This window comes from Mesobacillus subterraneus (assembly GCF_023715485.1).
Taxonomy (GTDB): Bacteria; Bacillota; Bacilli; order Bacillales; family Cytobacillaceae; genus Mesobacillus; species Mesobacillus subterraneus_B.
The window spans coordinates 1-13875 of the sequence record NZ_JAMBOF010000017.1 but is presented as its reverse complement, the minus strand read 5'-3'; the positions used below and the strand labels follow the sequence as shown (position 1 = coordinate 13875).

Here is a 13875-nt window from a genome sequence, read left to right as displayed (position 1 = left end):
AATCACCCCGCTTTTCGGGAAATTGTCACTTTATAGCTGCCATCTTCCTGTTGTTCTGTCAGGTATAAATATCCCAGCTCATCCAGCTGTTCAAAGAGGAACATAGGGCGGCGGTCATTAATAATAACAAGCGACTGTCCCCTGTCTAGATCTTCTAGTGCAGCGAGTGTTCTCATCATTGGCTGTGGCGGTTCAAGACCCCGGTTGTCAAGCAGCATTTTATTTCCCTCCCTTTTTCGTAAAAATGATTTTATAGTGCTTTGCTTCAATTTTTTCTACTTCGTGATCAAATCCCTTAGCCTTTAAGACACCATATAAAGGAACAGGCTTAAAAGGGGCGTGTAAAATCAAAACGTCATTCATTTCCAGTCCGGATATCGCTTCCATGATTTTTTGGAATGGCTCCAGCTTGTTATTGATGTCTGCTCTTACATCCAATTCAATTGTCTTTTGATCCATTTCCTCCAGCTCCTCATTACGATTGTTTGTATATATAAATGATAATCATTTTCAGTCATTTCTTCCGTGATGTGCATCACTTAACAAAAGAAAAACTCACAATTTATACTACTCCTCGCCAAATGGTGCATTTAAGTATGTGCTCAACTAACGCAATAGTTTGACCACTGGCATCTTTCGTTAGAACAATTCCTGATGCAATTTTTCATGATTGATTAAGTAGCAGCCGTCATCATCTATACTCAGATAATCTTTCTTTTTTAAATAATTGATGGTCCTGCTGACGGTTTCCCTGGAAGTTCCAATCATGTTGGCGAATTCTTTGTTCGTAAAATGGGTGGTCAGTTTGAAACCATTGTCTTTCTTTTCTCCATTTGTTTTACAAAGGCGAAGAAGCAGCATGATGATTTGTTCATAAGTATTATGAAGAATTTGCTCCTCAAGCCTGGCCTGCAAGTCGATAATTTTCTCGCCGAGAACCCTGAATAGTTTAATTGATAGTTCCGGGTATGAAACTAGTATTTCTTCAAACTTTGAGATGGGGACCACGATCATCTGAGTGTCCTCCATCATTTCGGCATGCGCTGGATATTGGCCTTTCCTGAAAAAGCCAGCATGCGGGAACATTTCTCCAGCCTCGAGTACCGAAACGATCTGTTCTCGTCCAGATGAATCAGTTTTATAGATTTTCACTTTTCCTGAATGGATGAAGAAAACCCGATCAAGGGGATCGCCCTGCATAAATGCGTACATCTTGTTTTTATAAAATCTGGGCTGGGCAATCTCGATGATGGGATCCAGCTCTTGTAATGATAATTCCTTGAAAATCGGTACACATTTCAGTTGTTGCCTGATTTGGGATATATGCATGTCAATCTGCTCCTCGTATGTGATTAAGTTTCTATTATTGATTTTATCAACCTATCCAGGCTGGCTAAGTGACCTGAATCATATTTTGACGTTTTTATGAAAATAATTCTCATTCCTGTGGGAAAAATCACACCTATCAAATGAAGTACTTCACAACCATTAAAACTCTTTCCGCTTAAACTAAAGGTGTAAATCAAACAGGAAGGGGATGTATGGAATATGGAAATCCAGCATGGGACATCCACGAAGGCAGTGATCAAGAAGAATCGAAACTCACTGTTGAAATCCGTACTCATCATTACATTATTAGTTAGCTTTACAGTGCTTCTGACAGGGGGATACTGGATTTTTAAAGAAATGGCTCCAAGGCCGCTTGAAGTAACAAGCGATAAAGGTGAGGTCATTTTAACGAAGGAAAGCATCATGGGAGGTCAGGCTGTCTTCCAAAAATATGGGCTGATGGATTACGGTACTGTATTGGGACACGGATCGTATATGGGTCCCGATTATACAGCAGAAGCCCTGAAAATATACACTGAAGGGATGCAGGACTTCAGGTCTCAAGAAAAATACAGCAATGATTTCAAAGATTTAACGAAGGATGATCAAACGATCATCCGTGACAATGTCATGAAGGAAATGCGTGAGAATCGTTATGTGCCAGATACAGATAAGCTGGTACTGACAGATGCACAGATCTATGGACACCAAAAAGTCAGGGAATTCTATCATACAATTTTCACAGAGGGTGACCAATGGGGTCTAAAACCAGGACTGATCCAGGAGAAACATATGCCGGACGGGGAGCGCGCCTGGGTATCGAAAGGCGACCAGATCGAACAAATCGCTGACTTCTTCTTCTGGACTGCATGGCTATCCAGTACACAAAGACCTGACGATAAGATCACTTATACTAATAACTGGCCATATTATGAAGACGCTGGGAACACAATGTCATTCTCAGCAGTCTGGTGGAGCGGCGCCAGCGTGACATTATTAATTTTCTTTGTAGGCTTGATCTTGTTTGTATTCTATCGTTACCATCTGGGAATGCAAGAAGCTTATACAGAAGGGAATTTCCCTAAAATAGATTTGAGAAAATTGCCGCTTACTTCATCTCAATTGAAAACAGGAAAGTATTTCGCGGTTGTATCTGTGCTGTTCTTTGTGCAGGCCATGTTCGGGGCGTTGCTGGCCCACTATTATATCGAACCTGACAGCTTCTTCGGGATGAAATGGGTTCACGATATCCTGCCATTCAACATTACGAAAGGTTTCCATCTGCAGCTCGCAATTTTCTGGATTGCAACAGCATGGCTTGGAATGGGAATATTCGTCGCCCCGCTTGTTGGCGGACATGAACCAAAGCGCCAGGGATTATTGGTCGACATTCTTTTCTGGGCATTAGTAGTCCTTGTAGCTGGCAGCATGATTGGCCAGTGGCTCGGGGCAAATGGTTATCTCGGAAACAATTGGTTCCTATTAGGCCATCAGGGCTGGGAATACCTTGAACTCGGCCGCATCTGGCAATTCATACTCGCTGTTGGAATGTTGATTTGGCTGTACATTGTGTTCCGCGGTATTAAGAGCGGATTAAAGCGTGAGACAGATAAAGGTGGCCTGATCCATTTATTGTTCTACTCAGCGATAGCGGTGCCAGCATTTTACTTCTTCGCATTCATGATCAATCCTGGAACACACTACACGTTCGCCGATTACTGGCGCTGGTGGATTATCCATCTATGGGTAGAGGGTATCTTTGAAGTTTTCGCGGTAGTCGTTATTGGGTTCTTGATGGTCCAGATGAAGCTTGTTACGAAGAAATCAACAGTAAAAGCATTGTACTTCCAATTAATCCTGTTGATGGGAGCCGGAGTGATCGGAATTGGACACCACTACTATTACAACGGATCTGCTGAAGTTTGGATTGCTTTAGGAGCAGTTTTTTCAGCGCTTGAAGTTATTCCATTGACTCTTCTGATTTTGGAAGCGTATGAACAGTATAAAATGATGCGTGACGGTGGAGTGGATTTCCCTTATAAAGGTACTTTCTGGTTTTTGATTTCCGTAGCAGTATGGAACCTTGTGGGTGCTGGGGTGCTCGGCTTCTTGATCAATCTGCCTGCAGTCAGTTTCTTCGAGCACGGGCAGTTCCTCACTCCAACACACGGACATGCATCGATGATGGGTGTATACGGCATGTTCGCAGGAGCAGTTCTTGTCTATTCATTGCGCAATATCGTGAAGCCGGATAAATGGAGCGACAAATGGGTGAAGTTCATTGTCATCATGCTTAACACAGGCCTTGCGGGAATGGTATTCCTGTCGTTGCTTCCAGTTGGATATCTCCAGATTAAAGAAGCATTCTTCAATGGATACGCAGCTTCACGTTCATCAGCTTTCCTAAAACAGGAAACAGTAGAAATGCTGCTGACTCTCAGGGCAATCCCCGACACCATTTTCTTAATTGGTGTAGCCGCCCTGGCGCTATTCAGTATCAAAGCACTATTTAATCTACGCAAGGTGACTCACAAAGAGGAAGAGCCACTGCCTGTTATGGATCTTGCAGTAGAAGAAGATTAATTGTAAAATCCGCAGAGCGATTGCTTTGCGGATTTTATTTTGCATCTATAGATTCTTCAACACCCTTTTCACAATCAAAACATAATATTTTTCCATCCTTCGTATGGACGCCATTCAGGAAACCATCCAGGCAAAAAATTTCCTTGCCGCATTGCTGGCAGGTTCCGACCAATTCTCTCATAAAGATCCCCCTCCTGATAATTTAGTTCTACCTGGCGTTAGAAGTTCCTCTTTTTAAGTTGCCAATCCTGTGTTCGTATTCGGTGATTATATTTTAATCAAGGTTCTTTTATGAGCCAGGTTGTTATATGAATTCTGGGTTTTAAAGTTTTATTGAATATACCAATTCACATATTAACATAGGAGCAGGGCTTTGAAGGAATAAACCAGCTTCAAAATCATTCTATCGGATAAACTAGTACCGGTAATGATGGAAGTGTCCGTCCAATGAAAATATTGATTAACAATATCATAGTGAATCTGTGACACCGCTCACTACAGAGTTCCTCTGGAAATCTTAAAATATAAATGTAAAGTAAATAAGTTTAAAAGGAGAGAGCAAAATGACTTTTAACGTAATTATTAACGTACCTGATTATGCACCGCGGGAAAAGCACCCTACTATATTTCAAAACTTCGATTCATTGAAAACAGGAGAATTCATGCAGATCGTGAATGACCATGATCCAAGGCCGCTTCAGTACCAATTCATGATGGAGCGTCCGGAAGCCTTTTCATGGGAATACCTTGAAGAGGGACCTGAAACCTGGCGTGTGGCCATCGGGAAAACTAAGTAACTAATACCTCATTCTCGATGAATTATATTGATTAAAAAGATATGCTAATATCTGATTCCTCTCGCAACAGGCTCGCCTGTTGTTTTTTTATTTTTCGGAAACCAAAATATCAGAAAAGTATGATAAGATGATTTGTATAGAGAAAAATGGGGTGAACTGGATGAATGGAACACTAAAAATAGAAAAACGATTCTTAGATTATGTCAAGAAAATGCAGGCCTATAGCGAGGCACTTTCATTGATTTACTGGGATTTAAGGACTGGGGCACCGAAAAAAGGGGCGGAACAGCGTTCAGAAGTAATAGGGGTACTTTCTTCGGAATTATTTAATATGTCCACATCTGAAGAAATGGCATCATACATTGCAAGACTATCGAACGAACCGAGTTTGTCTGAAATTACAGGTAAAACTTTGGATGAATGCAGAAAAGACTATGACCGCAACAAAAAAATTCCGGCAGATGAATACCGTGAATATGTCATTTTGCAATCCAGGGCAGAGACAGTATGGGAAGAAGCGAAAGAAAAATCGGATTTCGAGTTGTTCAGACCTTACCTTGAAAAATTAGTTGAAACAACCAAGAGGTTCATTCAATATTGGGGCTCAGAAGGAAACAAATATAATACTTTGCTCGATATGTATGAGCCGGGTGTCACTGTAGATGTACTAGACAAGGTATTCGGCGAACTGCGCGAAAAGATCGTGCCGCTTGTGCAGCAAATTTCCACTGCAAGTGATAAGCCTGAGACAGCGTTCTTATTCAAAAAATTCCCTAAAGACAAGCAGCGTTCCTTCAGCCTTGATATTCTGAAACAAATGGGCTATGATTTCGACGCTGGCAGGCTGGACGAAACGGTGCATCCATTTGCGATGGGGCTTAACCCTGGTGATGTAAGAGTGACGACCAAATATGATGAAGCTGATTTCAGGACAGCAGTTTTCGGCACAATTCATGAAGGCGGCCATGCCATATATGAACAGAACTTTTCCGAGGAACTTGTCGGCACGCCTTTAAGCTCTGGCACATCGATGGGGATTCATGAATCTCAATCCTTGTTCTATGAAAACTTTGTCGGCCGCAATTTTTCCTTTTGGAAACATAACTATAGCCTTCTTCAGCAATATTCAGCAGGCCAGTTTTCCGAAGTTGAAGTTGAGGAGTTTTACAGAGCGATCAATGAATCCAAACCCAGCTTGATCAGGATCGAGGCAGACGAGCTTACATATCCGCTCCACGTAATGGTCCGTTATGAAATAGAAAAAGGCTTGTTCAATGATGAAATCGAAGTAAGGGACCTGCCTCAAATCTGGAATGAAAAATACGAGCAGTATCTTGGTATCAGGCCAGAAAATGATGCACAGGGTGTACTCCAGGATGTCCACTGGGCAGGGGGGAGCTTTGGCTATTTCCCATCTTATGCGTTGGGTTATATGTATGCCGCTCAGTTCAAAAATGCGATGCTGAAGGATTTGCCGAACTTCGATGAATTGCTCGAAGAGGGAAATCTATTGCCAGTAAAAGACTGGATGACAGAAAAAGTTCATAAGCATGGAAAACTGAAAAAACCGCTGGAGATTTTAAACGATGTAACCGGTGAGGGGCTAAACGCAAAATATTTAGTTGATTACTTATATGAAAAATATAATAAGGTTTACAATCTAGTCTAAAAATTTGGATGGCAGTGCAGCTGCCATCTTTTCTGTGTGGTGAAGGTATGTCTAAAAAATTGCCTTATATCATGATTGCATTTGCTGCAGCAATGTGGGGCCTGATTGGTTTTTTTGTAAAAGGGTTGTCGAATACTGGTTTCAGCGCAATGGAAATCGTCACAATCAGGGTAGTCACCGCTGCAATAATTCTTTTTTTGATAGGTATCACATTCTTTCGGAGCCATCTAAAAGTAAGACTGAAAGATATGCACCTTTTTTTCGGTACAGGTATATTAAGCATTGTCTTTTTTAACTGGTCCTACTTTACAGCGATTAATCTTATGAATATACCTATTGCTGTTGCCTTGCTATATACATCTCCTGCATTCGTAGCCATTTTGTCTTTTATCTTTCTGAAAGAAAGCATCAACAGGAAAAAGCTGCTGGCGATATTATTGACGATTGTAGGCTGTACCCTGGCTGCTGGGATCAATGGCCAGGCAGGGGCTTCTTTTTCCACAATCAGTATCCTAATTGGACTTGGTGCTGGGTTTGGCTATGCATTGTACAGTATTTTTGGCAAAGTGGCATTAAGGCGGTACCATCCTTTTACTGTTACTATGTATACATTCATCGTTGCTTCATTGGCCCTGGTACCTACAACGGGGATCGCAGGAAAATCATCTATTCTGTTACAGGGTGATACATGGTTATACGCAATCGGGCTGGGGATTTTCCCGACAGTGCTCGCTTACTTTGCCTACTCGTGGGGTCTTGAGAGAACGGAAAGCAGCACCGCAGCCGTGGTGGCAACGCTTGAACCCATCATTGCCACCTTGCTCGGGGTTATCGTATATGGTGATCGCCTTGGAATCCTTCAGATGCTGGGTTCAATGCTGATCATCATTTCGGTAGTAGCGGTAAATATCTCGCTGCCGGCAAGGAATAAAGAAAAGCCGAAGATGTCCGCTTATAGATAACCATCGTTCAAATCGAATCCAGCATCGGGTGACTTACGTTCCTTTGATATCACAAAAAAGCACTTCACTGTTTGATCAGTGAAGTGCTTTTTAAGTTAATCTCGATTCAATATTCCAACCTGACCAAGGTACTATGGTTTAGAAGAATTTATATCCCTTCGAACCGATAGGCGCATTCTGGATCATGTCGATGAATGGTATTGTGTACGCGAAAAGGATTAGCAGTACGGTAATGCCGATCCAGAGCTTCCAGTTTTCGAATACCATCGGAGTTTTCTCCGCTGCGTCAGCAACTTCCCCGACTGGGAATTCCTGCTCTCCTTTAGGTGCAAAGAATGCTAGGTTGATGAAGATGTAAAGCATCAAAATGATTCCAAGGAACAGGATTGAGCCGCCTACAGCTTGTGCTACCTGGTATGGTATCCATTCTGCAGCCTGTTCTGATCCTCCGTAAGTAGAGAATGATGAGCGGCGTGGAGCTCCAAGCAAACCGGCTGCGTGCATTGCGCCAGACATGAATGTCATTCCGATTGCCCAAATCACTGCCTGGATGATAGCTAATTTGTTCATTGCTTTTGTCAATACTCTTCCTGTCAGGTGAGGGACCAGCCAATAGGAAATCCCGAAGAACGTTAAGATGACAGATGTAGCAAGTGTTAAATGGAAATGACCTGTTACCCAGATTGTATTATGCACAACCTGGTTCAGCTGGTGGGAAGCGTTGATTACGCCGCCTGCACCGGCAGGAATGAAAGCGAGCATCCCGATGAATGGCACCGCGAAACGCGCATCTCCCCAAGGGAGCTTCTTAACCCATCCGAAGAGGCCAGTAGCACCCTTTGAACGGCCAAACATTTCGAACGTTGCAAACAACGAAAACGCAGTCATTAAAGAAGGGATGATTACAAGGAATGTCAGGATAACCTGAAGGAATTTCCATGCTGGATCAATCCCCGGTTCCATCAATTGATGGTGGAAACCCACCGGAATCGAGAATAACAGGAACAGGATAAAGGACATCCTTGCCAATGAATCAGAGAAAATCTTTCCGCCGATGATTTTTGGAACAATCGCATACCATGCCATATAAGCAGGCAACAGCCAGAAGTAAACAAGCGGGTGGCCGAAGTACCAGAATAATGTACGGCTCACCAATACATCAACGCGTTCTACAAGGCCAAGTGACCAAGGAAGCAATTGGAATAAAACTGTAGCAGCAACGCCAATCGTCGCGACGATCCATAACAGTGTATTGACGATTGCCATGAATGTCAGAAGCGGGCTTGGTTTGCCAGGATTAGCTTTTCTCCATGAAGCATAAGCCATGATCAAAGCGGCGCCATCAATCCAGCTGCCGACAATCACAAGTGTAAGACCTACATAATAAAGTGCATGTGCCTGTAATGGAGCGTAAAAAGTATAAAGTACAGAAGCTTCATTCAAAAGAATCATGACCGCGGCCATAACTGTTCCGATTGTCATCAGCCAGAAACCGATCCATCCAGTCATTCGCTGCTTATCTGTCAAGGCACCGGAAGTCCTACTGACAGCTGCAAGCTGGAAGCCCATGATGAAGAATGTTGTTAACACAAGACCTAAAACGACTCCGTGCACGGTTAAAACCTGGTAATAACCGATGCCCCATGGAAGTTCGTATTTGCCGGAGCGGACCAAAGTCTGCAGCAAGCCTGCTAGACCCCCAATCGCCAAAGCGATGAACGCTACATAAAAGTGAGCCATCGCCAATTTGCCATCCCGGCGGTCAACGATTGTATTAATTGACTTCGTACTCATTATTCTACCACCTCAATTTTAGACGACATCATATGGTGGCCTACACCACAGTACTCATTACAAACAATCAGATATTCGCCAGCCTTGTCAAAAGTAGTGACATATTCACTGATGAAACCCGGCTCAAGCATCATGTTGATATTTGTACCCGCAACCTCAAAGCCGTGGATAACATCCTTTGTAGTAGCAATTACTTTTACCTTTGCTCCCTTAGGAACTTCAACCTGTCCAGGGTTGTAAGCAAAAGCGGATGCTACGAAAACTAGTTCATAATCCCATTCTTTACCTTCCACCTTTTTTAAGCCAGGCTTATCGAAAGGTGCTGTAGTATCCACCTTCTCAGGATTAATGGTCGCAAGACAGCTTGGAGGCTGATTGCCTAGATAGAAGGCACTAACGCCAATGACTGATAGGAAAACGAGAAGTGTCGTGATCCCGAATATAAGCCAAATTTTTTCAAACTTATGAATATGCATATCTTCTTTCTCCCCTTTTGGTCTCTTCTAGAAACGATCTAAAAATAAAAAATAAACGCCAACCCATGTAATGATTAAAAAGAACCCCAACAAGAAAACCGATGCAAGTGTTCCTTTCAAGGAAGATTGATCTTCCACCTTTGTGTTTGTTTTCTTCCCGATTCCAGGCTGTGCCATCCCGGTCCACTCCCTTCGCATAAATAAGTAAGTTAATAAATTAATAAGTACATTCTCATAATACAAAACAATTTGGAAACGTAAATATGGTTTTGTGCAGTTCACAAATTGTTCATACCTGATATATTTACTATGTTAATGGTGAAAACGCATGAATACAGTGATTTAAGTCACATGACCAGTAGGGTAAATGTGAATAATCTGTGAAAATACACATGTGAAAATATGAGCAAATCCGAGTGAGTGGGGAAGTCAGGTGTGACCAAACGGGTTGACAAAACAAATATATAATGTTGAAACAGGACTCACCATTTAAAAAACCGATCATAAACTAATAGAAAATGGTTTTTTCAGGAAGTGAGATAGATGCAAAAATTTTATTGTGACCATTGTCGTCTAATCTATGATGAAATGAAGATTTGTAAAAAATGCGGCAGTGCTGCAGAAAAGAAGATCTGGATTGAAGTTCAGAAACAATCCAATGAAAAATAATCTTCATGTACTACGAGTAAAGCATCGGCTGTCCGGTGCTTTTGCTGTTAGGTGAGCCGTTATCTCTTCATTCCAAGAACCATTATGATAAAATAAAGGCAATGTAATATTGAGAGGATGATGTACATGTTTTTACCTTCGTTTGAACTTGAAGGGAAGACTGCTGTGGTCACAGGGGCAGGACGTGGAATAGGAAGGGCTCTTGCCATCGGACTTGCAGAAGCAGGTGCTGATGTCGCATTGCTGGCACGTACGGAGGGCGATTTAAACGGTACGGCTGCAGAGATTATTGGTCTTGGAAGAAAAGCATTGGTGCTTCCTGCTGATGTAACAAAGAGGGAACAGGTACATAAGGCGATTGTTGAAGTGAAGTCTCATTTTGGAAAGATCGATATACTTGTTAATAACGCAGGAATGAATATCCGGTCAAAGGCACTCGAAGCTACAGATGAGGAATGGCAGACCATCATGGATACGAATTTAAAATCTGCGTTCATGATGTCGCAGGAAGCTGGGGAAATCATGAGAGACCAGTCATCTGGTGGTAAAATCATCAATATCGCATCTGTTGCCGGCCATGTCGCCCTTAGGACGGGCGTTGTCTATGCCGCCACGAAAGCTGGGCTCATGCAGATGACAAAAGTGCTTGCAATGGAGTGGGGCCAATACGGAATAAATGTGAACGCCATAGGGCCCTGGTATTTCAAAACACCTTTAACTGAAAATCTTCTTTCTGATGAAGAATATGTGAAGGATATCCTCGCAGTGACGCCATTAAAACGTATCGGCGAATTGCCAGAACTTGTTGGCCCAGTGGTCTTTTTAAGCTCCGATGCTGGAAATTACGTGACAGGACAGACATTATTCGTGGATGGCGGCATGACAATTCATGGTTTTTGAGCTGGTTGTCAACTGGTAAAGATTTTATAATGTACAGGGGCTGGCGGCGATGTATAATGAAATTGCACAGCAACTCCTTCAAAACGTTAGGCTTCCCTCTATTTGTGGGAAGCCTTTTTTTCTTTTGAATTAGAAACAATTGTTTGGCTGCATACTCTTCGGGTAAATGGAAAAAGTAACCGTACATATATGTGAGGAGAGTATAGACATGCCAAGAATCATTTCCGCTGCAGAAGCAGTCCCGCCACATTCAATTGAACAAGAAAAAGTGATGGAATTTGCTGAAAAAATATTTAATGAATCTTTTAGCGATATAAAAAGGCTGCTTACTGTTTTTCAGAATGGGCAAATAGAGAAACGGCATTTTGCAAAAGATTTGGATTGGTTCGACCATGATCATTCATTTGAAGAAAAAAATGATGCTTATATCGAGACAGCTGTCGAGCTTGGGGCAGAAGCAATCACCAAATGCCTCGAAAGTAGCGAATTCTTGAAAAGAAAAGTTCATTTTGAAGAAATAGATGCAATTTTTACAATCAGCAGTACAGGATTGTCGACACCAAGTATTGATGCAAGAATCATGAATATCCTTCCTTCATCACAATTTACTAAAAGGATCCCGATTTGGGGGCTCGGATGTGCTGGGGGTGCTGCAGGACTTTCACGAGCTTATGAATATTGCCTGGCTTATCCGAAAGCAAAGGTCCTGGTCCTTTCTATTGAACTTTGCAGCTTGACTTTCCAGCGAAATGACAGGTCAAAAAGCAATCTGATTGGAACCTCGCTGTTTGCGGACGGTGTTGCGTGCACACTTATTTGCGGTGAAGAATCGGGATATGAAGCGTTAACGAAAAAGCAGTCTGCACCTAAGATTATCGGCACGCAATCGACAACTATGCCTGACTCGCTTGATGTTATGGGATGGGATGTTAAAAATGAGGGTCTGTATGTCGTATTTTCTAAAGACATTCCTTCTATAATTGAATCCTGGCTTCAGCCGAATGTCCTTCGCTTTTTAAATGCTAATGGGTTCACTGTTTCTGACCTGGACCATTTTATCGCTCACCCAGGGGGAAAGAAGGTCCTGGAAGCTTATGTCTCTGCACTGAATTTGCCGGAATCGATGACGAACATCTCTCTTGATGTCTTAAAGGAATATGGAAATATGTCCTCAGCGACGATTTTGTATGTTTTAAGGAGATTCATGGAGACTGCCCAGGAAGGGGACCTTGGACTTGCTGCCGCGCTTGGGCCAGGCTTTAGTTCGGAATTGCTGTTAATGAGGTGGGAATAATATGTTGTTTTTCGTCTTTGTTGGAATGGTCATCATTCAGAGGTTGACTGAATTAGTAGTAGCCCGGAAAAATGAAGCATGGATGAAAAGCAAAGGTGCGATTGAATTCGGACAGGGGCATTATCCTGCAATGGTATTCATCCATTCCGCTTTTTTCATTGTCTTGATACTTGAAGTAATATATTTTGATAAAAATCTCTCAGCATACTGGCCAGTTCTGCTAGCATTGTTTTTAGTAACACAGGCAATGAGAATATGGGCATTGACATCGTTAGGAAAGTTCTGGAATACAAAAATCATCATCCTTCCTGGAGCGGAAGTGGTCAAAAAAGGACCATACAAAATTATCAAGCATCCGAATTATTTAATAGTCGCGGTTGAATTGATCGTTATCCCGCTGATGTTCAATGCTTATTTCACCATGGCTATTTTTACTCTATTGAATATCATCATCCTTTCAATCAGGATACCTGCTGAAGAAAAAGCATTGAGAGAGTTGACAAAATATGAAAGCGAGTTCAATAATAAGCGCCGCTTCGTTCCGAATTTGTTAAATAAGTGTGACAGTTGAAGTTAGGCCATTGAAAATGATAATCAATAGTGTTACACTTTCCTTGAAGATGAAAATAGTTCTCAGTTAATATCGAACTCCAAGGATGGTGTGATATCAATGGTTTCTATGTTAGTTGTGTCGACTGTGGCTGCTTATACTTTACTTATGAAATATGTACTAAGCAATGTACTTAAACCACACTAAAATGATATATTCTCAATTAGACTAAGTCCGGAATGCAGTCCGGGCTTTTTTTTTTGCTCAAAAATAGTTGTAAGTAAATTTCAGGTAGACTCAGGTGTGTTCTAGGGCTGGCTAAAGACATTTCAAGCTTTGGCCCCGATAGTTCGGGTCTCTGAGTCAAGTCCACTATTATGTGTAATAATTCCTAACGAAAATCAGGTAATACAGCAGGAGGTTTTAGGTGCACTGGAAGGGGGGGCATCTTCCTATACATCAATAATTTCTCTTCGAGCCCACTACTTCTTCTTTAATGATTCTTTTACCAACTTCCTCTGCATAATTCATCAACACAGCTCCGATCATTCTGAGTACTGATTGTGGGTTAGGAAAGTGACCGATTTTTCCCTATCCTCACCTAACGGGGCAGATATCACTACTTTATGTGCCCCGTTTTCTCTATTCTCACTTAACGGGGCAGATATCATTACTTTATGTGCCCCGTTATTCCCTTTCCTCCCTTAACCGGGCACATATCTTTTCTTTATGTGCCCCGTTTTCTCTATTCTCACTTAACGGGGCAGATATCATTACTTTATGTGCCCCGTTATTCCCTTTCCTCCCTTAACCGGGCACATATCTTTTCTTTATGTGCCCCGTTTTCTCTAT

Annotated in this window: 15 protein-coding genes; 8 read left to right on the top strand and 7 right to left on the bottom strand. The window is 42.1% G+C overall.

Going from position 1 to position 13875, the window contains the following annotated elements; translation table 11 throughout:
* Positions 1–2: 2 nt before the first annotated feature.
* The 3 genes from M3204_RS19310 to M3204_RS19300 all read right to left on the bottom strand — a co-directional run bounded on the left by M3204_RS19310 (position 3) and on the right by M3204_RS19300 (position 1329).
* A complete protein-coding gene (locus M3204_RS19310) occupies positions 3–218 on the bottom strand; it encodes a DUF2249 domain-containing protein (protein ID WP_251486367.1) in 216 nt (71 codons plus the stop codon).
* 1 nt (position 219) lies between these two features.
* Complete coding sequence (locus tag M3204_RS19305) at positions 220–459, bottom strand: DUF2249 domain-containing protein (protein WP_251486364.1); 240 nt, start codon at positions 457–459, stop codon at positions 220–222.
* A gap of 180 nt (positions 460–639) precedes the next feature.
* Positions 640–1329 (bottom strand): Crp/Fnr family transcriptional regulator, encoded by a 690-nt coding sequence (locus tag M3204_RS19300; protein WP_251486361.1) that lies wholly within the window; start codon positions 1327–1329, stop codon positions 640–642.
* Positions 1330–1548: 219 nt separating this feature from the next.
* Between M3204_RS19300 and M3204_RS19295 the strand changes: the two genes are divergently transcribed.
* Positions 1549–3912 carry a nitric-oxide reductase large subunit gene (locus tag M3204_RS19295; RefSeq protein WP_251486358.1) on the top strand — a complete coding sequence of 788 codons (2364 nt, stop codon included), beginning with the start codon at positions 1549–1551 and terminating at the stop codon, positions 3910–3912.
* Positions 3913–3946: 34 nt separating this feature from the next.
* On the opposite strand, the gene M3204_RS19290 is transcribed toward M3204_RS19295, so the two are convergent.
* On the bottom strand, positions 3947–4093 hold the full coding sequence (locus M3204_RS19290) for a hypothetical protein (RefSeq protein ID WP_251486355.1): 147 nt from the start codon (positions 4091–4093) through the stop codon (positions 3947–3949).
* A gap of 382 nt (positions 4094–4475) precedes the next feature.
* Between M3204_RS19290 and M3204_RS19285 the strand changes: the two genes are divergently transcribed.
* The 3 genes from M3204_RS19285 to M3204_RS19275 all read left to right on the top strand — a co-directional run bounded on the left by M3204_RS19285 (position 4476) and on the right by M3204_RS19275 (position 7340).
* Entirely contained in the window at positions 4476–4709 is a 234-nt protein-coding gene (locus tag M3204_RS19285) for a DUF2249 domain-containing protein (RefSeq protein ID WP_251486352.1), read from the top strand.
* A 160-nt stretch (positions 4710–4869) separates the two neighbouring features.
* Complete coding sequence (locus tag M3204_RS19280; protein WP_251486349.1) at positions 4870–6378, top strand: carboxypeptidase M32; 1509 nt, start codon at positions 4870–4872, stop codon at positions 6376–6378.
* 47 nt (positions 6379–6425) lie between these two features.
* Positions 6426–7340, top strand: coding sequence for a DMT family transporter (locus M3204_RS19275; RefSeq protein WP_251486346.1), 915 nt, complete (start codon positions 6426–6428; stop codon positions 7338–7340).
* Positions 7341–7478: 138 nt separating this feature from the next.
* Here M3204_RS19275 and M3204_RS19270 read toward each other — a convergent pair whose 3' ends face one another.
* Genes M3204_RS19270 through M3204_RS19260 form a run of 3 tightly spaced genes read right to left on the bottom strand, consistent with a single transcriptional unit; the run spans position 7479 to position 9787 of the window.
* The gene (locus M3204_RS19270; protein ID WP_251486341.1) at positions 7479–9134 is read right to left on the bottom strand and encodes a b(o/a)3-type cytochrome-c oxidase subunit 1; all 1656 of its coding nucleotides are present in this window, start codon (positions 9132–9134) and stop codon (positions 7479–7481) included.
* Positions 9134–9610 carry a cytochrome c oxidase subunit II gene (locus tag M3204_RS19265; RefSeq protein ID WP_251486338.1) on the bottom strand — a complete coding sequence of 159 codons (477 nt, stop codon included), beginning with the start codon at positions 9608–9610 and terminating at the stop codon, positions 9134–9136. The genes M3204_RS19270 and M3204_RS19265 overlap by 1 nt, the downstream gene beginning before the upstream one ends.
* Before the next feature lie 27 nt (positions 9611–9637).
* Entirely contained in the window at positions 9638–9787 is a 150-nt protein-coding gene (locus M3204_RS19260; RefSeq protein WP_251486335.1) for a cytochrome c oxidase subunit 2A, read from the bottom strand.
* 366 nt (positions 9788–10153) lie between these two features.
* Here M3204_RS19260 and M3204_RS23785 point away from each other — a divergent pair, with 366 nt between their 5' ends.
* The 4 genes from M3204_RS23785 (at position 10154) to M3204_RS19245 (ending at position 13044) form a co-directional block, all read left to right on the top strand.
* The gene (locus M3204_RS23785; RefSeq protein ID WP_285856829.1) at positions 10154–10279 is read left to right on the top strand and encodes a hypothetical protein; all 126 of its coding nucleotides are present in this window, start codon (positions 10154–10156) and stop codon (positions 10277–10279) included.
* Between the two features lie 126 nt (positions 10280–10405).
* A complete protein-coding gene (locus M3204_RS19255; RefSeq protein WP_251486331.1) occupies positions 10406–11179 on the top strand; it encodes an SDR family NAD(P)-dependent oxidoreductase in 774 nt (257 codons plus the stop codon).
* Positions 11180–11387: 208 nt separating this feature from the next.
* Entirely contained in the window at positions 11388–12473 is a 1086-nt protein-coding gene (locus M3204_RS19250) for a type III polyketide synthase (RefSeq protein WP_251486327.1), read from the top strand.
* Position 12474: 1 nt separating this feature from the next.
* Entirely contained in the window at positions 12475–13044 is a 570-nt protein-coding gene (locus M3204_RS19245; RefSeq protein ID WP_251486324.1) for an isoprenylcysteine carboxyl methyltransferase family protein, read from the top strand.
* The last annotated feature ends 831 nt before the right edge of the window (positions 13045–13875 follow it).